This window comes from Mycobacterium sp. IDUB_37 (assembly GCF_055419245.1).
This window is the reverse complement of sequence record NZ_JBVAXG010000003.1, coordinates 365,132-389,156: the sequence shown is the minus strand read 5'-3', so window position 1 is coordinate 389,156 and position 24,025 is coordinate 365,132. Positions and strand designations below refer to the sequence as shown.

23 protein-coding genes are annotated in these 24,025 nt (G+C 64.0%); 17 read left to right on the top strand and 6 right to left on the bottom strand.

Annotated features, from left to right (window positions below):
• Nucleotides 1–9 precede the first annotated feature (9 nt).
• Together ACZY1I_RS12450 and ACZY1I_RS12445 are read left to right on the top strand one after the other, a co-directional pair.
• Nucleotides 10–486, top strand: a complete 477-nt coding sequence (locus ACZY1I_RS12450) for an acyl-CoA thioesterase (RefSeq protein WP_463754701.1) — start codon at nucleotides 10–12, stop codon at nucleotides 484–486.
• A gap of 34 nt (nucleotides 487–520) precedes the next feature.
• Nucleotides 521–955, top strand: coding sequence for an SRPBCC family protein (locus ACZY1I_RS12445; protein WP_463754700.1), 435 nt, complete (start codon nucleotides 521–523; stop codon nucleotides 953–955).
• Here the strand turns inward: ACZY1I_RS12445 and ACZY1I_RS12440 are convergent.
• A complete protein-coding gene (locus ACZY1I_RS12440) occupies nucleotides 948–1,652 on the bottom strand; it encodes a GntR family transcriptional regulator (RefSeq protein ID WP_463754699.1) in 705 nt (234 codons plus the stop codon). The genes ACZY1I_RS12445 and ACZY1I_RS12440 overlap by 8 nt on opposite strands.
• A gap of 191 nt (nucleotides 1,653–1,843) precedes the next feature.
• Here ACZY1I_RS12440 and fadD5 point away from each other — a divergent pair, with 191 nt between their 5' ends.
• From fadD5 to ACZY1I_RS12370, 14 genes are all read left to right on the top strand, one after another.
• Complete coding sequence (gene fadD5 / locus ACZY1I_RS12435; protein ID WP_463754697.1) at nucleotides 1,844–3,496, top strand: fatty-acid--CoA ligase FadD5; 1,653 nt, start codon at nucleotides 1,844–1,846, stop codon at nucleotides 3,494–3,496.
• A gap of 313 nt (nucleotides 3,497–3,809) precedes the next feature.
• Nucleotides 3,810–4,526, top strand: a complete 717-nt coding sequence (locus ACZY1I_RS12430) for an MlaE family ABC transporter permease (protein ID WP_463755108.1) — start codon at nucleotides 3,810–3,812, stop codon at nucleotides 4,524–4,526.
• Between the two features lies 1 nt (nucleotide 4,527).
• On the top strand, nucleotides 4,528–5,397 hold the full coding sequence (locus ACZY1I_RS12425; protein WP_463754696.1) for an MlaE family ABC transporter permease: 870 nt from the start codon (nucleotides 4,528–4,530) through the stop codon (nucleotides 5,395–5,397).
• Nucleotides 5,398–5,401: 4 nt separating this feature from the next.
• Nucleotides 5,402–6,730 (top strand): MCE family protein, encoded by a 1,329-nt coding sequence (locus tag ACZY1I_RS12420; protein WP_463754695.1) that lies wholly within the window; start codon nucleotides 5,402–5,404, stop codon nucleotides 6,728–6,730.
• The gene (locus ACZY1I_RS12415; protein ID WP_463754694.1) at nucleotides 6,727–7,767 is read left to right on the top strand and encodes a virulence factor Mce family protein; all 1,041 of its coding nucleotides are present in this window, start codon (nucleotides 6,727–6,729) and stop codon (nucleotides 7,765–7,767) included. The genes ACZY1I_RS12420 and ACZY1I_RS12415 overlap by 4 nt, the downstream gene beginning before the upstream one ends.
• Nucleotides 7,764–9,326 carry a virulence factor Mce family protein gene (locus tag ACZY1I_RS12410; protein WP_463754693.1) on the top strand — a complete coding sequence of 521 codons (1,563 nt, stop codon included), beginning with the start codon at nucleotides 7,764–7,766 and terminating at the stop codon, nucleotides 9,324–9,326. Before ACZY1I_RS12415 ends, ACZY1I_RS12410 begins: the two co-directional genes overlap by 4 nt.
• Entirely contained in the window at nucleotides 9,323–10,927 is a 1,605-nt protein-coding gene (locus ACZY1I_RS12405; protein ID WP_463754692.1) for a virulence factor Mce family protein, read from the top strand. The genes ACZY1I_RS12410 and ACZY1I_RS12405 overlap by 4 nt, the downstream gene beginning before the upstream one ends.
• Nucleotides 10,928–10,935: 8 nt before the next feature.
• Nucleotides 10,936–12,090, top strand: a complete 1,155-nt coding sequence (locus tag ACZY1I_RS12400) for a virulence factor Mce family protein (RefSeq protein ID WP_463755107.1) — start codon at nucleotides 10,936–10,938, stop codon at nucleotides 12,088–12,090.
• A complete protein-coding gene (locus tag ACZY1I_RS12395; RefSeq protein WP_463754691.1) occupies nucleotides 12,084–13,643 on the top strand; it encodes a virulence factor Mce family protein in 1,560 nt (519 codons plus the stop codon). Before ACZY1I_RS12400 ends, ACZY1I_RS12395 begins: the two co-directional genes overlap by 7 nt.
• On the top strand, nucleotides 13,613–14,353 hold the full coding sequence (locus ACZY1I_RS12390) for an Mce protein (RefSeq protein WP_463754690.1): 741 nt from the start codon (nucleotides 13,613–13,615) through the stop codon (nucleotides 14,351–14,353). Before ACZY1I_RS12395 ends, ACZY1I_RS12390 begins: the two co-directional genes overlap by 31 nt.
• Nucleotides 14,350–15,321, top strand: a complete 972-nt coding sequence (locus ACZY1I_RS12385) for an RDD family protein (RefSeq protein ID WP_463754689.1) — start codon at nucleotides 14,350–14,352, stop codon at nucleotides 15,319–15,321. The genes ACZY1I_RS12390 and ACZY1I_RS12385 overlap by 4 nt, the downstream gene beginning before the upstream one ends.
• Nucleotides 15,318–15,869 (top strand): mammalian cell entry protein, encoded by a 552-nt coding sequence (locus tag ACZY1I_RS12380; protein WP_463754688.1) that lies wholly within the window; start codon nucleotides 15,318–15,320, stop codon nucleotides 15,867–15,869. The genes ACZY1I_RS12385 and ACZY1I_RS12380 overlap by 4 nt, the downstream gene beginning before the upstream one ends.
• On the top strand, nucleotides 15,836–16,579 hold the full coding sequence (locus ACZY1I_RS12375) for a mammalian cell entry protein (RefSeq protein ID WP_463755106.1): 744 nt from the start codon (nucleotides 15,836–15,838) through the stop codon (nucleotides 16,577–16,579). The genes ACZY1I_RS12380 and ACZY1I_RS12375 overlap by 34 nt, the downstream gene beginning before the upstream one ends.
• A gap of 12 nt (nucleotides 16,580–16,591) precedes the next feature.
• Nucleotides 16,592–17,302 (top strand): YoaK family protein, encoded by a 711-nt coding sequence (locus tag ACZY1I_RS12370; RefSeq protein WP_463754687.1) that lies wholly within the window; start codon nucleotides 16,592–16,594, stop codon nucleotides 17,300–17,302.
• On the opposite strand, the gene ACZY1I_RS12365 is transcribed toward ACZY1I_RS12370, so the two are convergent.
• From ACZY1I_RS12365 to ACZY1I_RS12345, 5 genes are all read right to left on the bottom strand, one after another.
• Nucleotides 17,276–18,391: a phosphodiester glycosidase family protein gene (locus tag ACZY1I_RS12365; RefSeq protein WP_463755105.1), complete on the bottom strand. Its 1,116-nt coding sequence runs from the start codon at nucleotides 18,389–18,391 to the stop codon at nucleotides 17,276–17,278. The genes ACZY1I_RS12370 and ACZY1I_RS12365 overlap by 27 nt on opposite strands.
• A gap of 78 nt (nucleotides 18,392–18,469) precedes the next feature.
• Entirely contained in the window at nucleotides 18,470–19,942 is a 1,473-nt protein-coding gene (locus ACZY1I_RS12360) for a YhgE/Pip domain-containing protein (protein WP_463754686.1), read from the bottom strand.
• A gap of 37 nt (nucleotides 19,943–19,979) precedes the next feature.
• Nucleotides 19,980–20,708 (bottom strand): pirin family protein, encoded by a 729-nt coding sequence (locus ACZY1I_RS12355; protein WP_463755104.1) that lies wholly within the window; start codon nucleotides 20,706–20,708, stop codon nucleotides 19,980–19,982.
• On the bottom strand, nucleotides 20,705–22,105 hold the full coding sequence (locus tag ACZY1I_RS12350; RefSeq protein ID WP_463754685.1) for an alpha/beta hydrolase domain-containing protein: 1,401 nt from the start codon (nucleotides 22,103–22,105) through the stop codon (nucleotides 20,705–20,707). The genes ACZY1I_RS12355 and ACZY1I_RS12350 overlap by 4 nt, the downstream gene beginning before the upstream one ends.
• Nucleotides 22,102–23,235: a sigma-70 family RNA polymerase sigma factor gene (locus tag ACZY1I_RS12345; protein WP_463754684.1), complete on the bottom strand. Its 1,134-nt coding sequence runs from the start codon at nucleotides 23,233–23,235 to the stop codon at nucleotides 22,102–22,104. Before ACZY1I_RS12345 ends, ACZY1I_RS12350 begins: the two co-directional genes overlap by 4 nt.
• On the opposite strand from ACZY1I_RS12345, the gene ACZY1I_RS12340 reads away from it, so the two are divergent.
• Entirely contained in the window at nucleotides 23,183–24,022 is an 840-nt protein-coding gene (locus tag ACZY1I_RS12340; RefSeq protein WP_463754683.1) for an alpha/beta hydrolase, read from the top strand. The genes ACZY1I_RS12345 and ACZY1I_RS12340 overlap by 53 nt on opposite strands.
• Nucleotides 24,023–24,025 lie beyond the last annotated feature (3 nt).

The following is a 24,025-nucleotide window of genomic DNA, read 5'->3' as shown; positions in this document are numbered from 1 at the left end:
AATACAACCATGAGCTCAGTACCGCCGACCGTTCCCGCTGGCCGGGACAACCTCACCAGCGCCGACTTCCCGGTGCAGTGGCCGGTGCTCACCCGGTGGGCCGACAACGACATGTTCGGCCACCTCAACAACGCCGTCTACTACCAGTTGTTCGACACCGCCATCAACGCCTGGATCGCCACCCGGGCCGGTGTTGACCCGCTGACCATTCCTGAATTGGGCATCGTCGCCGAGTCGGGCTGTCGCTACTTCGCGGAACTGGCCTTCCCGGAGAGCCTGGTGGTTGGCCTGGCCGTTGCGCGGCTGGGCCGGAGCAGTGTCACCTATCGGCTGGGGGTGTTCAAGGCGGATGGAGATGGGCCACAGCCGATCGCGGCACTGGGGCACTGGGTGCACGTGTACGTCGACCGGGAAAAGCGCAGGCCGGTGCCGATTCCCGAGGCGATCCGGTCGCTGCTGGCCACGGCCTGCGTGGATCCTGCGTAGATCCGGCGCGACCCGCCGCACGTATGCTTCGCCAATGCCAGTTTTGAGCAAAACCCTCGAAGTCGAGGCTGCTGCCCCGGTGATCATGGGCATCGTCTCCGACATCGAGCGCTACCCGGAATGGAATGAAGGCATCAAGGGCGCTTGGGTATTGGCTCGCTACGACGACGGCCGGGCCAGCCAGGTGCGGCTCGACACATCGGTTAACGGATTTGAAGGCATCTATATTCACGCCGTTTACTACCCAGGCGAGAACCAGATTCAGACCGTGATGCAGCAGGGCGATCTGTTCGCCAAGCAAGAGCAGCTGTTCAGTGTGGTGGCGACCGGCGAGAGCAGCTTGCTGACCGTCGATATTGATGTCGAGCCCAGCTTTCCGGTGCCCGCGCCGATGGTGAAGATGATGCTCAACAACGTGCTGGAGCAGCTGGCCGCGAACGTGAAGGCGCGCTCCGAGCAGATCAGTTAGAAAAGATCCCGTTCCGGTCCAGCGTCTCGATCAGCCGACGGGCCGCGTCGTTGAACTGCCAAACCGTCTTCTCGACCACGGCTGCGGTGTCGCGCCGGCGCAGGGCGGCGATCAACTCGCGGTGGTTGTCGACCGCGGCCTCTCCCCACTGCGGGTCGGCGGCATAGAGCCGGGCCGGCATGTAGCGGGCGGCATTCAATAGGAACCACGCCAGCTTGATCCGTCCGCTCGCCTGGTTGAACACGCGGTGGAAAGAGAATTCCCACACCGTGACGGCCTCGGCGTCACCGGTATTTACTGCCGCGGCGAGCTGGTCGTTGATGCGATCCAATTCGGCGATCTCGATCTCGGTGATTCGACCGGCGGCGGTCACCGCCAGTTCCCGGGCGATGGTGGATTGCAGCCAGAAGATGTCCTCGATGTCCTGGCGGGTGAACGGCAGCACCACGTGACCCCGGTGGGGTTCCAGCTGCACCATGCCCTCGCCACGCAACTTCAGTAGCGCCTCGCGCACCGGCGTGATGCTGACCCCGAGTTCGGCAGCGGTCTCGTCGAGCCGGATGAATGTTCCCGGGCGCAGCGTCCCCGACATGATTGCGGTCCGCAGGTGTCCGGCCACTTCGTCGGACAACTGCGCCCGCCGCAGCGGTCGTCGCCTTCGAGGCCTCGAGGACGGGGCCGATAGGGGTGCGTTCACGTGGCCTGCCAGCCCTTTCAATACTTATCGGGTGGCCTATCCGGTTTCGGCAAAGGTCTTGTCACGGGCCTTGTGACTGGCTTACTCGGCCGTTAGTGTGACCCAGACAACACATGTTTTATCAAATATCAGCGTGGCGCAAGCGGTGCGCATGTGAACTAAAGACAGCAAAGGGACCAGAAGGGATTTAGTTGACCGCTCAGCTGGCCGGCCGCCGGACCGATAGTTCGGAAATGGCCGGCACCCAAGCACACGAGCAGCCCTACCTTGCTCGTCGGCAGAACTGGGTCAATCAGCTGGAGCGGCACTTCCTGATGCAGCCGACGGCGACTGCGCTGAGGTTTCTCGGAAAGACCACGACGTGGGCTGAGCTGCGGAATCGCGTCGCCGCCCTGGCCGGTGCGCTGAGTCGCCGGGGGGTTGTGGCCGGCGATCGAGTGATGGTGCTGATGCTCAATCGCACCGAGTTCGTCGAGTCCGTCCTGGCCGCCAACATGCTCGGGGCTATTGCCGTCCCGCTGAATTTCCGGCTGACCCCCGCCGAAATCGCGTTCCTGGTCCAAGACAGCGGCGCGCGGGTGATGATCACCGAATCGGTCTTGGCTGCGGTTGCCGGCGGTGCCCGCGGCATCGCGCCGCTGCTGGACACGGTTGTGGTCGCCGGTGATGCGGCTGACGAGGATGTCCTTGTCTATGAAGATTTGATGAATGAAGTGGGTGATTCGCCCGAACCGGTCGACATCCCGAACGACTCCCCGGCCTTGATCATGTACACCTCGGGCACCACCGGCCGCCCCAAAGGGGCCGTGCTGACGCACGCCAACTTGTCCGGTCAGGCATCGACCGCGCTCTACACCAGTGGGGTCGACCTCAACAACGACGTCGGCTTCATCGGCGTCCCGCTGTTCCATATCGCCGGGGTCGGCGGCTTGCTCACCGGGCTGATGCTCGGCCTCCCGACGGTGATCTATCCGATCGGTGCGTTCGACCCCGGGCGGCTGCTCGATGTGTTGGAAGCCGAGCGGGTCACCGGCATATTTCTGGTCCCCGCACAGTGGCAGGCAGTGTGCGCGGAGCAGCAGGCCCGAAAACGCGACCTGCGATTGCGGGTGATGACGTGGGGTGCCGCGCCGGCGCCGGATGTGTTGCTGCGCCAGATGTCTGAGGTCTTCCCCGGAACTCAGATCCTGGCCGCTTTCGGCCAGACCGAGATGTCGCCGGTCACCTGCATGCTGCTCGGCGATGACGCAATCCGTAAGCGGGGCTCGGTCGGCCGGGTGATTCCGACGGTCGCCGCCCGGGTCGTCGACGACGACATGAATGACGTGCCCGTGGGAGACGTGGGCGAAATCGTTTACCGCGCACCAACATTGATGAGTGGATACTGGAACAACCCGAAAGCTACCGCGGAAGTATTCGCAGGTGGATGGTTTCACTCGGGAGATCTCGTCCGGATGGACGCCGACGGTTACGTCTGGGTGGTCGACCGCAAAAAGGACATGATCATCTCCGGCGGCGAGAACATCTACTGCGCTGAAGTCGAGAACGTGCTGGCTAGTCATCCGCGAATCGTCGAGGTCGCGGTCATCGGTCGCGCCGACGAGAAATGGGGCGAGGTGCCGATCGCGGTCGCCGCTGTAACGAATGGGCACCTTGAATACGAAGAGCTAATCGAGTACCTGACCGAACGGCTTGCGCGCTACAAGCACCCCAAGGCGCTCGAGATAGTGGATACCCTGCCCCGCAACCCCGCCGGGAAGGTGCTCAAAACTGAACTGCGTTTACGCTACGGAGTCCAACACGACTCTGTAAATCGTTCTGCGACAAAGGAATCTGCGCTATGAGCGGTAAGCGGACGGACTTCACGATGTTTGCCGGGTGCTGACGATATGTCAATTGCCCAGTTGGTATACACACGTGACCAACCATCGGGTACATTCCTGTGGTCTCCGTTACTGCCGGTGGGTAGGGAGCTTTTGGTCACACACGTAGGTCGGGGCAAGGAGGAGGCGTGCGACATCATCCGCCGCGGCGCTACGACAGAAGTGGCCCGACCGTGAGGGGGCGATCGTGACAACAAACTCGCGCCCGCATTTGCTGGGTTATATCCGCGACACGCTTGATTCACCGCTGACGCTGATCGGCGGGTTCTTCCGGATGTGCGTGCTGACGGGCACCGCTTTGTTCCGCCGGCCGTTCCAGTGGCGCGAGCTGATCCTGCAGTGCTGGTTCATCATGAGGGTCGCGATGCTGCCGACCATCATGGTCTCGATCCCGCTGACCGTGCTGCTGATCTTCACGCTCAACGTTTTGCTGGCGCAGTTCGGCGCGGCCGACCTCTCCGGTGCGGGTGCTGCGCTCGGCGCCGTTACCCAGCTCGGTCCACTGACCACCGTGCTCGTCGTCGCCGGCGCCGGCTCCACGGCCATCTGCGCCGACCTGGGCGCCCGCACGATCCGCGAAGAGATCGACGCCATGGAGGTCCTCGGCATCGACCCGATCCACCGACTGGTGGTACCCCGGGTGATCGCCGCGACCGTCATTGCAACATTGCTCAACGCGCTGGTCATCACCGTTGGATTGGTCGGCGGTTACCTCTTCGGTGTCTACCTGCAGAACGTCTCCGGCGGCGCCTACCTCGCCACCCTCACCACCATCACCGGTATGCCCGAGGTGATCATCGCGATGGTCAAGGCCGCAACGTTCGGCCTGATCGCCGGGCTGGTCGGCTGCTACCGCGGGTTGACGGTGCGCGGCGGATCTAAGGGCCTGGGCACGGCGGTGAACGAGACGGTGGTGCTGTGCGTGGTTGCGCTGTACGCGGTCAACGTCATCTTGACCACCATCGGCGTCAAATTCGGGACAGGGCACTGACATGTCGACATCAACGGTCGTTCGCTCCCGCTTTCCGCGCGCGGTTGCCAACGTAAAGCGCTACGGCGGCAGTGTCGGCCGAGGAGTGGACGAGACGGGCCAGTTGGCCTCGTTCGTACTGACCAGCCTCGGACAGATTCCGCACGCTCTTGGCAACTACCGCAAGGAGACGCTGCGGCTGATCGCTCAGATCGGCATGGGCACCGGCGCGATGGCGGTCATCGGCGGCACCGCCGCGATCGTCGGCTTTGTGACCCTGTCCGGTAGCTCGCTGGTCGCTATCCAGGGTTTCGCGTCGTTGGGCAACATCGGCGTCGAAGCCTTCACCGGGTTCTTCTCTGCGCTGATCAACGTCCGAATCGCGGGACCGGTCGTCACCGGCATCGCGCTGGCCGCCACGGTCGGTGCCGGCGCCACCGCGGAACTCGGTGCTATGCGAATAAGTGAGGAGATCGACGCCCTCGAGGTAATGGGCATCAAGTCGATCTCCTACCTGACCTCCACCCGGATCGTCGCCGGTCTGGTGGTGATCATCCCGCTGTACGCGCTGGCGATGATCATGTCGTTCCTGGCCCCGCAGTTGGTCACCACGACCCTGTACGGGCAGTCGACGGGTACCTACGAGCACTACTTCCGCACCTTCCTTCGTCCGGACGACGTGTTCTGGTCATTTCTCGAGGCGATCATCATCGCGGCGATCGTGATGGTTACCCACTGCTACTACGGTTTCAACGCAGGCGGCGGGCCCGTCGGCGTAGGTGAGGCGGTCGGACGATCTATGCGCTTCTCGCTCGTATCGGTTCAGCTCGTTGTCCTGTCCGCAGCGTTGGCGCTCTACGGCGTCAATCCCAACTTCGCATTGACGGTGTAGCGCCATGACGTCGCCGGGCAAGGTCAACAAGGTCCCCAGACCCCCGTACAAGATCATCGGGTTGAGCTTTTTCGCCATCCTGCTGGTGATATTCGGGCTGGTCTACTGGCAGTTCCGCGGAAACTTCACGTCCAAAGACATGATGACGATGTACTCCGAGCGAGCCGGGTTGGTGATGGATCCGGGCGCGAAAGTCACCTACAACGGGGTTCAGATCGGCCGCGTCGGCGAAATCCAAGAGGTCACCCGGGACGGCAAGCCGGCCGCGAAGTTCACCTTGGAGATTTACCCGCAATACATCGGGCCCGACGGGGTGGTTCCACAGAATGTGAACGCCCAGATCAAGGCCACCACGGTCTTCGGCGGCAAGTATGTGTCGCTGACGACGCCCAAGGACGCCCAGGGCAACGTCGTCTCGCGCGGCCACCTTACGGCGAAGGACACCATTTTCGCCTCAGCCGTGACGACGGAAATCAACACAGTGTTCCAGACCCTCACCTCGATTTCGGAGAAGGTCGACCCGGTCAAGTTGAATCTGACCTTGAGCGCGGCAGCGCAAGCGCTGACCGGGTTGGGTGACAAGTTCGGCCAATCGATCGTCAACGGCAACGCGGTGCTCGACGACATCAACCCGCAGATGCCGCAGGCACGGCGCGACATCCAACAACTGGCGGCGCTGGGCGACGTGTACGCCGACGCGTCGCCGGATCTGCTGGACTTCCTCAACAACGCGGTGCCTACTGCCCGCACGATCAACGCCCAGCAGAAGGATCTGGACCAGGCGTTGCTGGCCGCGGCCGGATTCGGCAACTCCGGCGCGGACATCTTCGAGCGTGGCGGTCCGTACCTGGCGCGTGGCGCAAAGGACCTGGTGCCGAGCGCCCAGGTGCTGGACACCTACAGCCCGGAGTTGTTCTGCACGCTGCGCAACTACCACGACATCGAGCCGACCGTACGTACGTTCCTCGGGGGGAATGGCTACTCGCTGAACACCCACTCCGAGATCCTTTCGGCTCTTGGCTTGATGCTGAACCCCGTCTCGCTGGTACCGCTGCTGGCCTCTCAGGTCGGCGGGCTGGCCGCGGGCGTGGTCGGTGGGGCCCCGAACCCGTACACCTACCCCGAGAACCTGCCGCGCGTGAACGCGCGTGGTGGACCGGGCGGTGCGCCCGGTTGCTGGCAACAGATCACCCGCCAACTCTGGCCTGCACCTGAACTGGTGATGGACAGCGGAAACAGCATTGCGCCTTATAACCACTTGGAAGTCGGTTCGCCCTTCGTGAATGAGTACGTCTGGGGCCGTCAAGTAGGGGATAACACGATCAACCCATGAAAATTCGCGGAACGGTCCTCAAGCTCAGCTCATTCGCCATCGTGCTGGTGATATTCAGCATCATGATCATCGTCGTGTTCGGTCAGCTCCGTTTCGACCGGACCTATACGTACTCCGCCGAGTTCCAGAACGTCAGCGGGCTGCGATCCGGCCAGTTCGTCCGCGCCTCCGGGGTGGAGATCGGCAAGGTCAAATCGCTGGAACTGATCGACGGCGGCAAACGAGTACGGGTCAGCTTCGACGTCGATCGCGACATTCCCCTCTACCAGTCGACGACCGCGCAGATCCGGTATCTGGACCTGATCGGTAACCGCTACCTCGAGCTACGTCGAGGCGATGGTGACGGCGCCGACAAGACGATGCAGCCGGGCGGGTTCATCCCGATGTCCAGGACGTCGCCGGCCCTCGACCTCGATGCGCTGATCGGTGGGTTCAAGCCGGTGTTCCGGGCACTGAACCCGGACAAGGTGAACACAATCGCGTCGGCGCTGGTCACCGTCTTCCAGGGGCAGGGCGGCACGATCAACGACATTCTCAACCAGACCGCGCAGCTCACCTCGCAGCTTGCCGAGCGGGACCAGGCGATCGGCGAAGTGATCAAGAACCTCAATACGGTTCTGGACACAACGGTGCGGCACCGTAAAGACTTCGACCAGACTGTCAACAACCTCGAGGTGCTGATCACGGGGTTGAAGGACCATGGTGACTCGCTGGCCGGCGGGACCGCGAACCTCAGTAACGCGGCGGGAACGGTGGCCGACCTGTTGGCCGAGGATCGGGCTTCGCTGCACAAAGCCATCAACTATCTCGACGCGGTCCAGCAACCGCTCGTCGACCAGCGTGAGCAGCTCGACGACTTCCTGCACAAGGTGCCTACCGCGCTGAACCTGATCGGACGCGGCATCGGCTCCTACGGCGACTTCGTGAACTTCTATTCGTGTGACATCAGCCTCCGGATCAACGGCCTTCAGGCCGGCGGACCCGTCCGCACTGTCCGGCTCTTCCACCAACCGACAGGGAGGTGTTCGCCACAGTGAGAACGCTTGAACCGCCAAACCGGCTCAAGATCGGCCTCATGGGCATCATGGTGACAATTCTTGTCGTCTTGGTGGGCCAGAGTTTCACCAACGTCCCAGTACTGATGGCGCGGCCCTTCTACTTCGGGCAGTTCACCGACACCGGCGGCATCAACATCGGCGATAAGGTGCGCATCGCCGGCATGGATGTCGGCAAGGTCGAAGGGCTCGACATCGAGGGCGACCACATCGTGATGAAGTTCTCGATGGGCACCGAGAGCATCGGCACGGAGAGCCGGTTGGCGATCCGCACCGACACTCTGCTGGGCAAGAAGGTCCTCGAGATCGAAGCCCGCGGCAATAAGGCACTGAAGCCAGGGGCCACACTGCCGATCGGGCAGAGCACGACCCCGTACCAGATCTATGACGCGTTCCTCGATATCACCAACGCCGCGCGCGGCTGGGACATCGACACGGTCAAGAAGTCGCTGCACGTCCTGTCCGAGACCATCGACCAGACGTATCCCCAGCTGAGCCCTGCCCTCGACGGTGTATCACGGTTCTCCGACACCCTCGGCAAGCGTGACGAGGAGATCAAGCACCTGCTTGCTCAGGCCAACCAGGTAGCCAGCGTGCTCGGCGACCGCAGCCAGCAGGTAGACCGGCTGCTGGTCAACGCGAAGACGCTGCTGGCCGCCTTCAACGACCGCGGCCGCGCGATCGACGCGCTGCTTGCCAATGTTGCTGCGTTCTCGACACAGGTGTCGGGTCTGCTCAACGACAACCCGAACATCAACCACGTGCTGGAACAGTTGCGCACCCTCAGTGATGTGCTCAACAAGCGCAAGGATGACCTGGCGGACGGACTCCTCATGGTCGGCGGGTTCCTGCCGTCATTGAACGAGTCGATCGGATCCGGGCCGTTCTTCAAGGTGGTCATCCACAACTTGGTCCCGGGCCAGCTCATCCAGCCGTTCATCGACGCCGCGTTCAAGAAGCGTGGGCTGTCTCCGGAGGACTTCTGGCGGAGCGCAGGTCTGCCGGCTTCGAAGTTCCCCGACCCGAACGGCACCCGGTTCCCCAACGGTGCGCCGCCGCCGGGACCGGTGTTGCTGGAAGGCACTCCGGAACACCCCGGCCCGGCCGTCCCGCCCGGATCTCCGTGCTCGTACACCCCTGCGGCCGACGGAATTCCGACTCCGGCGAACCCGCTGCCTTGTGCAGGCCTGAACATCGGGCCGTTCGGCGGACCGAGCTTCCCAGCTCCGTTGGACGTCCAGGTGTCCCCGCCGAACCCGAACGGGATTCCTCCGGTTCCCGGCATTCCGATCGCAGGGCGTCCGGGCGAACCGGCACCTGACGCTCCTGGCACTCCGGTGCCGTTGCCGCCGAACGCCCCACCGGGTGCTCGCACCGAGCCGGTAGGACCGGCCGGTCCGGTACCGCCTCCGTCAACATTTGCACCGGGCCTGCCCCCGGGTCCACCGGCACCGCCGGGACCCGGAAACCAGCTGCCGGCGCCGTTCATCAATCCAGGTGGAGCCGGTGGTAGCGGCGCAGCGGGAGGTAGTGGGAATTGACCACCATCTTTGACATCCGCAACATCAAGTTGCCTGCGATGTCCCGGACGACGGTGATCGTCGCGTCGGTTGTCGTGGTGCTCGGCTTGGTCGCCGCCTACGTTGGCTGGAACCTGTACCAGAAGCTGACGAACAACACCATCGTCACGTATCTGTCAGAGGCGAACGCGTTGTACGCCGGTGACAAGGTCCAGATCATGGGCCTGAAGGTCGGCACCATCGACGACATCGAGCCGGCCGGCGACAAGATGAAGGTGACGTTCCACTACGACAACCACTACAAGGTCCCGGCAAACGCCTCGGTGACTGTCCTGAACCCGACCTTGGTTGCCTCCCGCGCGCTGCAGTTGGACCCCCCCTACAAGGGTGGCCCGGTGCTGGCCAACAACGCGGTCATCCCGATCGAGCGGACCCAGGTGCCGGTCGAGTGGGACGAGATTCGCGACACCACCGCCAACCTCATCGACAAGTTCGGTCCGACTCCGGAGCAGCCCACTGGGCCCTTCGGTGAGGTGCTGAACTCGTTCGCCAACGGCCTCGAGGGCAAGGGCAAGCAGCTCAACAGCACCCTGGACAACCTCTCGAAGGCACTGACCGCGCTGAACGAAGGCCGCGGCGACTTCTTCGCGGTGGTCAAGAGTCTGGCGTTGTTCGTGAACGCGCTGCACCAGGACGACAAGCAGTTTGTCGCGCTGAACCAGAATCTGGCCGATGTCACCGGTCGCCTGGCCAGTTCGGACACTGCGCTGGCGAATGCGATTCAGCAGTTCGACGGCCTGCTCGGCACTATCCGGCCATGGCTGGACAAGAACCACGAGGTGCTGGCGTACGACCTCAACAACCTGGAATCCGTGACGAACAGGTTGCTGCAACCGGAGCCCCTGAACGGCCTGGAGACTGCCCTGCACGTGCTGCCGACAGCGGCGGCCAACGTGAATCAGATCTATCACCCCGCCCACGGTTCGGTGGTCGCTGTTCCGGAGATCACCAGCTTTGCCAACCCGATGCAGTTCATCTGCAGCTCGGTTCAGGCCGGCAGCCGGTTGGGGTACCAGGAGTCGGCGGAGCTCTGCGCCCAGTACATGGCGCCGGTGCTCGATGCGATCAAGTTCAACTACTTCCCGTTTGGCTTCAACGGCTTCAACACCACCGAAGTGCTGCCCAAGCAGGTCGCTTACTCCGAGCCGCGGTTGCAGCCGCCGAACGGATACAAGGACACAACGGTTCCAGGTGTCTGGGTGCCGGACACCCCGACCTCGCACAAGAACACCCAGCCGGGCTGGGTTGTCGCCCCAGGTATGCAAGGGGTTCAGGTCGGACCGATCACCGCGGGTCTGATGACTCCCGAGTCGTTGTCAGAGTTGATGGGCGGCCCCGACATCGTGCCGGTCCAGTCCACCCTGCAGACGCCGCCCGGGCCTCCTAACGCGTACGACGAGTACCCGGTGGTGCCGCCGGTGGCGCTCAATGCGCCCGTGCCGGTGCAGCCGCCGGGGCCGGCGCCCGGGGTCATTCCCGGTCCGGTCGCTCCGGTGCCCGCACCGGGCCCGGCGGCAGCCGTTGGCGCGCCGATGCCGGCTGAGGTAGGAGGGGGTCAGTGATAGTCGTGCTGCGCAACGTTCGCCGCAGGGCCCGGCATGGGCTGGTGCTTTTGGTGGCCGTCCTTACGCTGAGCTCTTGTGGGTGGAAAGGCATCTCCCAGGTCGCGATCCCGGGTGCACCGGGCAGCGGGGAGGGGGCCTTCACCGTCTACGCGCAGGTCCCCGACACCTTGGCGATCAACGGCAACAGCAAGGTGATGGTTGCCGACGTGGAGGTCGGCTCGATCCGCAAGATCGAGCTGAAGAACTGGGTAGCCACGCTGACACTGGGCATCAAGGCTGGAACCAAGCTGCCGAAGAACGCGCTGCTGAAGATCGGCCAGACCAGCTTGCTCGGGTCGCAGCACGTCGAGATCGTGTCGCCGGAGAACCCGTCGAAAGACACGCTGCACAACGGCGACCTGATTCCGCTGAAGAATTCATCGGTGTACCCCAACATCGAGCAGACCTTGGCCGTCGTCTCGCTGATCTTGCGCGGCGGTGGGATACCCAATCTGGAAGTTCTGCAGAACGAGGTCTACGCGATCTTCAAGGGCCGCGGCGAACAGATTCGGGACTTCCTGGGCAAGTTGGACACGTTCACCAGGCAGCTCAACGAGCAGCGCGACGACATCACCCACGCAATCGACTCGACGAACCGCCTGATCAGCTATGTGGGCAGCCGCAACGACGTTCTCGAGCGCGTACTGACCGACTTCCCGCCGCTGATCAAGCACTTCGCCGACACGAAGAATCTGCTGATCAACGCCGTCGACTCGGTGGGCCGGCTCAGTGGGGCGGCTGACCAGTACCTGTCGGAGGCACGCTCGAGCCTGCACACCGATCTGAAGGCGCTGGAATGCCCGCTGCGGGAACTCGGCCGTGGGTCGCCGTACCTGATCGGCGCGCTGAAGTTGATCCTGACTCAGCCGTTCGACATCGACTCGGTGCCGCAGGTCTTCCGCGGTGACTACCAGAACGTCAACGCGACGATTGACGTGACGCTGAGTTCGATGGACAACGCGGTGCTCACCGGTACCGGTTTCTCCGGCTTGCTGCGTGCGATAGAGCAGTCGTTCGGGCGCGATCCCGAGTCGATGATCCCGGACGTTCGCTACACATCGAACCCCAGCGACGCGCCGGGTGGACCGCTGGTGGAAAGGGCGGAGCGAGGGCAATGCTAACTCCCTTTATCAAGCGTCAGCTGTGGATATTTCTGACGCTGACGGTGGTCGCGATTTCCGTGCTGGGCGTCTACTACCTGCAGATTCCTACCCTGGTGGGGATCGGGCGGTACGAGCTGAAAGCCGACTTGCCTGCCTCCGGCGGTCTGTACCCGACAGGGAACGTGACCTATCGGGGCATCACGATCGGCAAGGTCGAAGATGTCGTGCCGACGCCGAACGGGGCCCGGGCGATCATGAGCATCGACAGTCGGTACAAGGTGCCGATCGATGCGACGGCCAACGTGCACTCCGTTTCTGCGGTGGGTGAGCAGTATCTGGACTTGGTTTCGACGGGCAATCCGGGGAAGTTCTTCAGTGACGGTCAGACCATCACCAAGGGCACCGTGCCCAGTGAGATCGGCCCTGCGCTGGACGCCGTCAATCGCGGGCTGTCCGTGTTGCCCAAAGAGAAGATTCCCAAGCTGCTCGACGAGACGGCTCTGGCCGTCGGTGGCCTCGGCCCGGCGCTGCAGCGACTGACGGATGCGACGCAGGCATTGGTGGGTGATTTCCACACCCAGATCAACGACGTCAACGACATCATCCAGAACTCCGGACCGATCCTGCAGAGTCAGGCCGATTCGGGCGGTGCGATCAAACGCTGGGCGCACAACCTGAACACGCTGGCGGCGCAGACCGCGCAGGAGGACAGCCATCTGCGGAGCGTGCTGTCTCAGGCTGCGCCGACGGCCGATCAGGTGAACGACCTGTTCGCCGACACGCGGGAATCGCTGCCGCAGGTGCTGGCAAACCTCGAAGTCGTGTTCGACCTGCTCAAGCGTTATAACAAGGGCTTGGAACAGGTACTGGTGTTCCTCCCGCAGGGCGCCTCGATTGCACAGACGGTGGCTGCGCCGTTCCCGAACCAGGCGGCACTGGACCTGGCGTTGGCGATCAACCAGCCGCCGCCCTGTCTGACCGGCTTCATCCCGGCCGAGCAGTGGCGCTCCTTCGCCGACACCAGCACCCAGCCGCTGCCAGTCGGGACTTACTGCAAGATCCCGATGGACACGCCGTCCAACAGCGTGCGTGGTTCGCGCAACATCCCCTGTGTGGACGTGCCTGGCAAGCGGGCCGCCACGCCGCGGGAATGCCGCAGCACCAAGCCGTACGAGCCGGCCGGTACCAACCCCTGGTACGGCGACCCGAACCAGCTGCTGACCTGCCCCGCTCCGGCGGCTCGATGCGACCAGCCGGTGAAGCCCGGTCTGGTGACTCCGGCACCCTCGGTCAACAACGGATTGAACCCGTTGCCGGCCGACCGGCTGCCTCCTGGCGGCCAGACACCACCGCCGCTCAGTGACCCACTTTCGCGGCCGGGAACAGGTGCCGTGCAGTGCAATGGACAACAGCCCAACCCATGCCTCTACACTCCGGGCGGGCCCCCTTCCGCGGTCTACAGTCCACAGAGCGGTGAGCTGGTAGGGCCCGACGGTGTCAAGTACTCCGTCTCAAACTCGACCAAAACAGGAGACGACGGATGGAAGGAGATGCTGGCACCAGCCGGCTGAACCCCATCAACGAGGACAATTCGCTGGGAACCCAGGTGAAGGCCGGAGATTCCAAAGAATCCGAGGCCGGAACCATCCCGACTGATTCCGAGGTGAAGGACGACGATTCGAAAGAGTCGACGGCCGATGCTGAGTTGACGGCGCAGGAGTCCGAGGAAGCGGAAGAGGCGGCGGAGTCCGAAGAGCCGGAGCCCGAAGAGGCGCGGCCGCCGTCGCGGCTAGCAGGCGCCTGGCTGGCCGGCATCGCCGCGATCCTGGTCATCTTCGCCGGTGCCATCGGGTTCGGCGGCTACTGGGCACTGCACACCAACCAGGATGTCCAGTCGCTGCAGCGTAGTAATGCCACGGCGCTGAACATCGCCAAAGAGTGTGTCGCGGCGACCCAGGCGCCCGACACCGCCAGCATGGCGGCAAGTGAGCAGAAGATCGTCGACTGCGGCACCGACCAGTACCGCACCCAGGCACTTCTCTACAGCAGCATGCTGGTGCAGGCGTATCAGGCAGCCAACGTGCACCTGAAGGTGTCCGACATGCGGGCGGCGATCGAACGCAACAACCCCGACGGCTCCGTCGACGTGCTGATCGCGCTGCGCATCAATCTTTCCAACGACCAGCAGCAGAACTCGGAAACGGGCTATCGCCTGCGGGTTCGCATGGCGCCGACGGACGGCACCTACAAGATCTCGAAACTCGACCAGGTGACGAAGTGACGGTGGTGGTCGAAAAGATCAAGGCCACGAAGAACGCCCAGGACTTACCCGAGAAAGTTTGGGCGCCCTGGCATGTGCGGGCCGCCGCCTTCGCCGTCGACGTGTTGCCTGGCCTTGCGGTGGCGACGACCGTTTCTTTGACCTCGCTCACGCTGCCGCGCGGCGTGTGGTGGTGGGTCTGCATGTCCGTTCTGGGCTTGGTGATCCTGCTGGTGCTGGTCAATCGGTTGCTGTTGCCGGCCATCACCGGTTGGAGTTTGGGGCGCGCGCTGTTCGGCATCGCGGTCGTCAGGCACAACGGCAAGGCCACTGGCCCGTGGTGGCTGTTGCTCCGGGACCTGGCTCATCTGCTCGACACCGGAGCGCTGCTGGTGGGCTGGCTGTGGCCGCTGTGGGATGCCAAGCGCCGCACCTTCGCCGACCTGCTGGTGGGCACCGAGGTACTGCGGGTGGTGCCCCATGAACGGGCCGAGAAGGTGCGGCAGTGGACGGCCGTCGCGCTGATCAGTGCGACCGTTCTGTGCCTGGGCGGCGCTGGTGTGGGCTACGGCGTGGTGTACGCCAACGCCGAAGCCGCTGATCAAACCCGGGCCGAAATTGCCGAGCAGGGTCCGAAGATCGTCGCCCAGATGCTCACCTACAACCCGAAGAGCCTGAAGGACGATTTCGCCCGGTCGCTGGCGCTGACCACGGACAGGTACCGCAAGGATCTGGCCGCCCAGCAGGACCTGGTGCAGAAGGGTCACCCCGTCATCAATGAGTACTGGGGCTCGACCAACTCGGTGCTGGCGGCATCCCGAAACACCGCGACGATGCTGTTGTTCCTGCAGGGACGCCGTGGCGACGGGGCCGATATCCGGTATATCACCGCCAGCGTCCGGGTGAAGTTCGTCAAGAGCGGCGATCGTTGGCTCGTCGACGACCTCACCGTGCTGGCCAAGCCGAAACCGCCAGGGGAGGGCAAATGAGTCCCCGTCGCAAGTTTGTCCCGGGCGAGGATTCCCTGTTCGTCGCGCAGCCCATCCCGCCGAGGCGGTGGGTTCTGCCGCTGGTCTCCGCGGTCGCGTCAGTCTCGATGGCGGCGGCGGTCGGAATGTCCGGGTTCATGCTGAGCGACCACCATGCCCGTGACTTGAAGGCCGAGCGGCAGACGCAGGTGGTCAACTACGTCAAGTGGTTCATGACGGGCTTCACGTCCGTCGACCCGTTCCACGCCAACGATTACATCGACCGGATCCTGGCTCAGGCAACCGGGGACTTTGCCAAGCAGTACAACGAGAAGGCGAACGAGATCCTGCTTCAGGTCGCCCGCGCGGAGAAAGCGACCGGGACGGTACTTGACGCGGGCGTGGAACGGTGGAACGACGACGGCAGCGTCACGGTTCTGGTTGCCACCGACGTCACCTCCAAATCGCCGGACGGAAAACAGGTCTTCGATAACACCAATCGTTGGTCGGCGACCGCTACGCAGGAAGGGAATCAGTGGAAGATCAGCAACCTGCAGCAGGTGATCTGACCGTCGAGGACCGGGACGACACAGCGCAAGAAGAAGCCCAGGACGCCACCGTTGCAGCGGAGTCTTCCGAGGACTCGGTTGAAACCGAGGCCGAAGAAGAGGCTGAAGACGAGGCTGAAGACGGGACCGAGGCGGAGTCAGAGGCCGACGAGGCCGCGGTCGAACCGCCCGTCAAAAAGGTGAAGAAGAAAAAGACAGGTCGGGTGGCCGCGGTTCTCGTCGCACTCGCCGCAGTCCTGTTCGTCTGCTCTGCCGCCTTCGCGGGCGCTGCGGTCCAGCCGTACCTGGTTGAGCGCGCCACCATCGATATCAAACAGAATGTGGCACGGGCGGCGGCCAACGCCATCACCACCCTGTGGAGCTACACGCCGGAGAACATGGACAACCTGGCCAACCGTGCAGGTCAGCACCTCACCGGCGACTTCGGGGCGCAATACCGCAAGTTCGTCGAAGAGAGCGTCGTCGCGCCGAACAAGCAGTTCAAGGTGACCACCTCCACCGAGGTCGTCGGCGTAGCGGTGGAAACGCTGACCGCCACGAACGCGACGGTGATCGTTTACACGAACACGACGACCACCACGCCGCTGAAGAAGAACATCCCCTCGATGCAATACCTGTCGTACTTGATGACGATGAAGCGTGAGGGCGACCGCTGGTTGGTATCCAGAATGAACACGATCACCTCACTGGATGTGACGGCCCAGCTTTAGCCGGGTTCCGCGGTGGCTATCAAGTCCCCGGTTTCCGGCCGGTCGACCGTCGCGGGCTTGTTGCTGCTGACCTTCGCGACCGGGTTGGCAGACGCGATCAGCGTGCTGGTGCTCGGCCACGTGTTCGTGGCCAATATGACCGGCAACGTGATCTTTTTCGGATTCTGGTTCGCACCGAGATCCACCGTCGATCTGACCGCCGTGGTCGTCGCCTTCCCATTCTTCGTCGCCGGCACCATCCTCGGTGGTCGACTGATGCGGCACCTCGGCGACCGGACGCGACACTGGATTACCGTTGCGCTGGGCGCCGAGGTGGCAATGTTGGTGACCCTGTCGATCCTGGCCGGAGCCGGTGTCTGTCACTATCACGACAGCAGCAAGCTGTTTCTGATCGGCGGTATGGCCGTTGCCTTCGGTCTGCAGCATTCCACCGCTCGGCAGTTCGGTATCTCGGAGCTCACCACCACCGTGCTGACGTCCACCATCGTCGGTCTCGGTGTCGACAGCAGGCTGGCCGGGGGCCGTGGCGAGCGCGCTACGCTGCGCGTCAGCGTCGTCGTCGTCATGTGTTTGGGGGCGATCGTCGGTGCGACCATCACCCGGGTCGCCGTGGCGCCCGTGCTGGGACTGGCCGCCACAGTCGTTGGCGTGAGCCTGTTGATCTTCCGGTTCGGGGCCGCCGTGCCGTCAACGGAATCAGTTGAAGGCGAGCCAGCTGGGTAGCGCCCGCTCGTGCGAGTCGCACAGCACCTGCCGGGTGTCACACGATCCCTTCGGCGCTCCGGCGCCGGCCCACATGCCGCCGGTGTCGCGCCGCACCACGATCGCTGAGGAGCCACCACCGTCGAGCAATACAGCGGACTCGCTGCCGAGACCACGGAACAGGTCCTGAATGTTGTCGGGGGTGTAGCTGCCGCCCTCGAAGATGTACATCTCGTCCTTCTGCTTCGAGTAGGCGAGTGCCGTCCGTGCCGCGCTCGGGCCGCCATCGTGCAGCTGCCCGGCATTGTCCGGCGACAACAGGCCGATGCCGGCCACCGCGACGAACTTCGCGTTCTTGTTCAGCAGGTCCGAGATCACCGGCGTGGCCATGTCGTACTTGTCCGTACCCTTGGGCGGCCGCAATACATAGGGGGCGCCCCCGGCCGGAAGGATCATGGTCGTCAGTGGTGTCCAAGATTCGTCTCCGCCGGACAGCCCCTGTTTGCCGGGGTAGGCGAGGGTGCCGGTGACCGCTTGGTTGGCGTGGCCCTGCCCATGAGTGTTGTCGACGAATGCGCCCAGCGGTGAACTGCAGTTGGTCTCCCGCCAGGATCCGCCCTTCTGGCCACGCACGTCGAAGAAATTGGCGTTGATCGCAATGGTCGGCTGTCCCATCCGCTGCCAGGCCTGCAGCGGCGCGTACGTCTCGGAGGCTTGCCACAGACCTTCGCTGGTACGGGCGCCGGCGTTGTTCTCACATCTGGCCTGATCGCCAGAGTGACTGTCGACCAGCAAATGCGGTTGCAGCCGGCCCGAGGCAGCCTTGATGATCATCAGATGGCCGCCGTTGTTCATCTCGTACCAGTGGCCGGAGCCATCCAGCAGCGGCATCGGGTGGCCGCCGCCGAAGTTATAGACGAGGTAGGAGCCCTTAGTGCCGGCGATGGCCTGCTCGAGCATCTCGCGCGCGTCGGCGGCGTGGGCCACCGGTTGCCCGATGGTGGTCGACGCGACGGCGCACACCGCCAGCGCAGCGCAGCCCGTCGTCAGTCTGCGCAACACGGCAGATGGCGTCAGCACGGGTAGCCCCTTCGACCGGAATTCGGGCAGCAACTATCTCAGGATCAGTCACATCCGTCACACTGTCAACTTTCGTAACAGCTGCATGACGGTCCGGCCGCGCTGGAATTACGTTTGCTCGCTTGCGCTTTCGGACTTGGCAGCCGACGCCACCGCGGGTGTCGGCTCATCCGCCGGCGCTGTTTCGGTGGCCGAGTCGGCTTCCTCCTGCGAACTCGCTTCCGACTCGGCCTCACTCTTGCGCTTACTCTTCTGGTGCTGCGCCTGGTGCTCGGCGGCGATGGCCAGCGAGACGGCCCCCTGGATGCGGTGGTAACCCTTGCGGTCGTACATGTGCGTGGTGATGCCGCCCAACAGCAACCCGATCACCAGGCCGATCGACGTCATCATCAGTGCCTGGGACAAGCCGGCGGCGCCTTGCCCGTTCAGGTAGAGCAGCGCCCGCACGCCCAGGAAAACCTGGTGCATCGGCTCGAACTCGGCCAGCCAGCGGAACAGCGGTGGTACCGCTTCCAACGGCACGGTGGCTCCCGCGGACGGCAACCCGAGGATCACGAAAATCAGCATGCTGGCCAGTAGGCCCATCGATCCCAGCACCGCGATCAGCGAACTCGATGTGATGCCGACCGCGCTGATCGCGAAGACGCCATAGAGCCACAATTGCCAGCCCAGCGTGATCGGCATGCCGAGCTTGTGGGCGATTGCCATGTAGATGCCGGACGTCGCCAACGCCAGGACCACCATGATTCCCCACTTGAGCAGCAGGGTGCGGAATCGCGAGATGTTGACCTGTTCGGCGAAGCGGTAGACCGGTCCGAATTCCGCCGGGACGTAGCCCAGCATTGAATCCACCAGGGTGCTGACCACGATGCTGCCGGTGAAGCCGGCCAGCAACAGCAAGAGCGCGTAATAGAAGGCAGACAAACCGTTCCCGGTGCCGTTGGGCAGGGGGTTGTAGACGGTCGATTTGATGTCGAGCGGACTGGCCAGGGCCAACGCCGACGCGCCGGCGATCGGGGCGCCTCCGGTCTGGCTCATTACTTCGGCCGAAAGTCGTTCGCCCACTTTGCCGTTGGCGACAGTCATGGCCTGCGTCAGGGCCTGGCCTGCGATGCTGGACCCTAGCGTCCCGGCCCGGGGATTGGTAAAGATCGTGACCGTCGGTCGCTCGGCGCGGTTGGCTGAGACCGAACTCTCCGCGAGATCGCGCAACTGCGACGAGAATCCCGGCGGAATGACCAACTGGCCGTACACCTGTGCCCTGTCCAGCAGTTGCTTGGCGTCCGCCTGGGAAACCACACGGAGGTCGAACTTCTCGTTGTCCAAGCCGCTTTGCAGCCCATCGACGATCTGCTTACCCGTGGGCCCGGCGTCCTGATTGACCACCGCGATCGGGAAATGCCGCAGGTTGGTGGTCGGATTCAGGATGCCGCCCAGGTATAGCGCTGAAAGTGCAGACATCAACGCCAGGGTGATGACGATGGGCGCCAACCAGAACCGCACCGTGCGGAGCGACTTTGAGCCCCGATTGGGATTGGGGGCGGCGTGCTTGGCGTGCTTGTTCGACTGCTTCGAAGACATTTTGGGCTCCTGTCTGCCGAGCTCACTCTAATGTCGATCAGCCGCCCAGCCTCGCATGCATCTCCCACACCAGAACCTCGGCCGCGGTAATGGCTGTCAGTCGCGCGCCATCGCTCTGGGTGCAGCGGATCGCGTCGCCTGCGCCGAGTTCCACGCCATTCTCACCCGCCAGCCGTCCGCGTGCGACGTATATGTGCAGGTAGGGGGCCGATGGCAGGCTGACGGTCTCCCCGCTGCGCAGCCGCGTGCAGTGCAGCGCGGCGGACCTATTGTGCAGTGCGATGGCGGCGTCGTGCCCCGGAATTCCGGATGCGACAGTGACAAGGCCCTCATCGAGTAGCTGACTGTCGATCTCGTTTTGTTGATAGCCCGGAGTGATGCCCGTCTCATCGGGAATGACCCACATCTGCACGAAATGCACTGGTGTGACGGCAGACTCGTTGCGCTCGGAATGCAGGATGCCGCTGCCCGCCGACATGCGTTGTGCCAGGCCGGGATAGATCACGCCGTGGTTGCCCGTCGAATCCCGATGCGTCAGTTCACCTTCCAGCACCCACGTGACGATCTCCATGTCGCGGTGTGGGTGGGTGTCGAAACCCGTACCGGGTGCCACCACATCGTCGTTGTTCACCAACAGCAACCCGTGATGGGTGTTGTCCGGGTCGTAGTGGTCACCGAACGAAAACGAATGGCGGGATTGCAGCCACGGGGTGGTGGTGACACCACGGTTGGCCGCGCGCCGGATATCCACGGTGTGGCCACCTATCCGTTGGGATAGGTGGCCGCGGCGAGTTGGAGAATCTCGTCACGGTCCGCCGGCAGGATGAACCCGGATTGGATGGACTTGTCGAGTGCGGCGGTGAAGCCATCGATGTAGTCCTGGACTCCGGCCGGATAGAGGCGCGACAAGGTTGCGTCGTCGAATGGCTCGCCGGAGCCGAACAGCATCACCATCAGGTTTTCCCCGGCTTCGCCGTCGCCGGACAGTCGGGCGATCGGTACGTCTAACCATGGCGTCCGAACACCGCCCCGGGCCAGGCCGTGGGCGTCGAGAACCGGGCCGGCCGGATCGGATTCGGTCACGTCGATGAGTGGGCCGGGCGGGGGCGCAATGCCCGTACGTACCCAAGAATTCAGCGCCGCGACCGCAGCTTGGAGGACATAGTGGTGTTGCGGGCCGAAGTTGATGTAGTGGTCGAGTTGCTGCCCCATCAGGTTGTCGGTGGGTGCGTACGCAGCGACGAGGTCGTCGAGCGGCGCAGAACCCGAATCGATCGGCGCCACCTGAATTGTGTAGTTGTCGGCGTGTGCGGCCCCGGGTATCTCCCACGCCCGGAACGACTCGCTGTCTGGTTGCCGGGCGTGCAGGTAACCCAGTCGGGCGGTGCCGAAAAGGTCGGTCTCGGTGATGACCGTGAGTAGCGGGACTCGCAGGTCCGTCCGGAATTTGACCGCTTGCGTCGCGGTCGACTGCAATTCATCGAAGACGGAGCCGTCGCCCAGTGGGGCGGCCGGACCAAATCGGGAATGCACCAGGAAGCCGTCGTAGACCCGGGCCAGGCGATCGACAGCGTTAACATACGTGGTGAGGAACATGGCTGACTGGGACTCCCCGACGGCGACCACATGCTCTGCGGTCAGATCACCCAGCATGCCGTCGGAATCCCTTACCAGGCTGCCGATTTGGGAGTAGATGTCGTAGGCGAACGCGTCACCAGGGTGGCTCAGGTCGCCGTACCGGGCGGGATTCTGACTCTTGAGCGACATGTCGAAGCCGAGCATGTTGACGCCGCCGTCCACCCCGACCTTCTGGGCCGAGACGGCCACGTATGCATAACCGGCGCGCAGTATTTCGCGATGCGCCATCATCCATACGGCCGGGGCGTCGATGCCGCCGCTGACATTGAGCCACTCGACGAGCACCGTGCCGTTGAACCGGGCCGGATCGGTTGGCGTGAGCACCACGGCTCGCGTGGTGTAATCGGCTGCCGCCGAGGGAGTTACGTGCCACTGCCCATCTGGCCCGAGCTCCGACTCGGGAACGTATGACGAGGCTGTGCCGGAGACGAAGAATTCCTGCGCGCTGTACTCGACGCTGCCAATGTCGAAGGCGCCCAACAGTAGTGACGGCCGACCGGCCACGGGCGTGACAGTCGGCGTCATAGTGATTCCGGCAAACCGAATTTGGCGAACAATGCGTCGTCCAGGAAGGCGACCACATGCGACACCGCGCCATCGCGAACGTCCAGTACGTGTAGCTGGAATGGCACGTGCCTGTCGCCGGCGCGCATGTACATGGCGGCACCGGGTTGTCCGTTGGCGACTATCGGGATCATGCGCATATCGCCGGGTAGTTCGGCCGGGCAGTGCGTATGGATGAGGGTGATGATGTTCAGCGCACCCTGATACCAGCCGGTGGTCGGGGGCATCTCCCAGATTGCTTCCGCGGTGAACAGCTCCACCAACCGGTCGATGTCGTAGGTCTCGAACGCCGCGATGTAGCGCGTCAGCAGATCCTGCGCCTCCGCCGAATCGGGTGCGCAGAGCTGGTCGTCAGCACTGGGCGAGACGGCGTCCAGTTGGGTTCGGGCCCGCTGTAGCAGGCTGTTGACGGCGACGGTGGTGGTGCCGATCGCCTCGGCCACCTCGGCCGCCTTCCACTGCAGCACGTCGCGCAGCAGCAGCACTGCCCGTTGCCGGGGCGACAGATGCTGCAGCGCGGCCACGAACGCCAGCCGCACCGACTCGCGCGAACCGACGATCACAGATGGGTCAGTAGGGTCGTCGGGCCCTTCCGGTAGCGGCTCCAGCCAAGGCACTTCGCCGCGCTCGACCAGCTCCGCGGTGGGATCCGAGCTGGGGGCGCCGAGTCCAGTCGGCAGTGGCCGCCGCTGCCGGCCTTCCAGCGCGGTGAGGCAGGTGTTGGTGGCGATGCGATGCAGCCAGGTGCGTACCGAGGACTTGCCTTCGAAGCGGTCATAGGACTTCCAGGCCCGCAGCAGCGTCTCCTGCACCAGGTCTTCCGCGTCGTGCAGCGAACCCATCATCCGGTAGCAGTGCGCAAGCAGTTCACGCCGGTAGGGCTCGGCGTGGGCGGAGAAATCACCGACCGACTGGTCGGTACTCTCGCCGATCGGATCTGCGGTGTTTTCAGCGAGGACACTCACCCGTTCGAGGTTACGCAAACTCCCCGACAAACTCGCCGTGAGGAGTGGGTACCGAGCCCGTAAGCTGCCCGTAATGACTACCACCCGTACTGAACGGACCTTCGACGGCATCGGTGGCGTGCCCATCGTCTACGACGTGTGGACACCCGACGTCGCGCCGCGTGCGGTGGTCATCCTCGCTCATGGTTTCGGTGAGCACGCCCGCCGGTACGACCACGTCACGCAGCGGTTGGGCGCCGCCGGATTGATCACGTACGCCCTCGACCACCGTGGCCATGGCCGGTCGGGCGGCAAGCGGGTGACGGTCAAGAACGTCACGGAGTTCACCGGGGACTTCGACACGCTGGTTTCGATCGCCACCCGGGAAAACCCGGGTCTCAAGCGCATCGTGCTCGGGCACAGCATGGGCGGCGCGATCGTGTTCGCCTACGGCGTAGAGCGCCCCGACAACTACGACCTGATGGTGTTGTCGGCGCCCGCGATCGCCGCGCAGGAAATGGTGCCCGGGTTCGTGGCGCTGGCCGCCAAAGTGCTGGGCGTCATCGCGCCGGGGCTGCCGGTGGAGTCGCTCGACTTCAACGCCATCTCGCGGGATCCGGAGGTGGTCAAGGCCTACAACGAGGACCCGCTGGTGTACCACGGCAAGGTTCCGGCCGGGCTGGGGCGGGCATTGCTGCAGGTCGGCGAGACGATGCCGCAACGGGCGCCCGCGCTGACGACTCCGCTGCTCGTAGTGCACGGCACCGGAGACACGTTGATTCCCATCAAGGGCAGCCGTCGTCTGGTCGAGTGTGTGGGTTCCCCCGATGTGGAACTGAAGGAATACGACGGTCTGTACCACGAAGTCTTCAACGAGCCCGAGCAGAACAAGGTGCTCGACGACGTGGTGTCGTGGATCAACTTGCGGTTGTGAATG

Coding starts and splice junctions, on each gene's coding strand:
- ACZY1I_RS12420 (WP_463754695.1), top strand. CDS start 5,402: ATGACGTCGCCGGGCAAGGTCAACAAGGTCCCCAGACCCCCGTACAAG.
- ACZY1I_RS12395 (WP_463754691.1), top strand. CDS start 12,084: ATGCTAACTCCCTTTATCAAGCGTCAGCTGTGGATATTTCTGACGCTG.
- ACZY1I_RS12430 (WP_463755108.1), top strand. CDS start 3,810: ATGTGCGTGCTGACGGGCACCGCTTTGTTCCGCCGGCCGTTCCAGTGG.
- ACZY1I_RS12360 (WP_463754686.1), bottom strand. CDS start 19,942: ATGTCTTCGAAGCAGTCGAACAAGCACGCCAAGCACGCCGCCCCCAAT.
- ACZY1I_RS12450 (WP_463754701.1), top strand. CDS start 10: ATGAGCTCAGTACCGCCGACCGTTCCCGCTGGCCGGGACAACCTCACC.
- ACZY1I_RS12445 (WP_463754700.1), top strand. CDS start 521: ATGCCAGTTTTGAGCAAAACCCTCGAAGTCGAGGCTGCTGCCCCGGTG.
- ACZY1I_RS12345 (WP_463754684.1), bottom strand. CDS start 23,235: ATGGGCACGCCACCGATGCCGTCGAAGGTCCGTTCAGTACGGGTGGTA.
- ACZY1I_RS12415 (WP_463754694.1), top strand. CDS start 6,727: ATGAAAATTCGCGGAACGGTCCTCAAGCTCAGCTCATTCGCCATCGTG.
- ACZY1I_RS12390 (WP_463754690.1), top strand. CDS start 13,613: ATGGAAGGAGATGCTGGCACCAGCCGGCTGAACCCCATCAACGAGGAC.
- ACZY1I_RS12340 (WP_463754683.1), top strand. CDS start 23,183: ATGACTACCACCCGTACTGAACGGACCTTCGACGGCATCGGTGGCGTG.
- ACZY1I_RS12380 (WP_463754688.1), top strand. CDS start 15,318: ATGAGTCCCCGTCGCAAGTTTGTCCCGGGCGAGGATTCCCTGTTCGTC.
- ACZY1I_RS12425 (WP_463754696.1), top strand. CDS start 4,528: ATGTCGACATCAACGGTCGTTCGCTCCCGCTTTCCGCGCGCGGTTGCC.
- ACZY1I_RS12350 (WP_463754685.1), bottom strand. CDS start 22,105: ATGACGCCGACTGTCACGCCCGTGGCCGGTCGGCCGTCACTACTGTTG.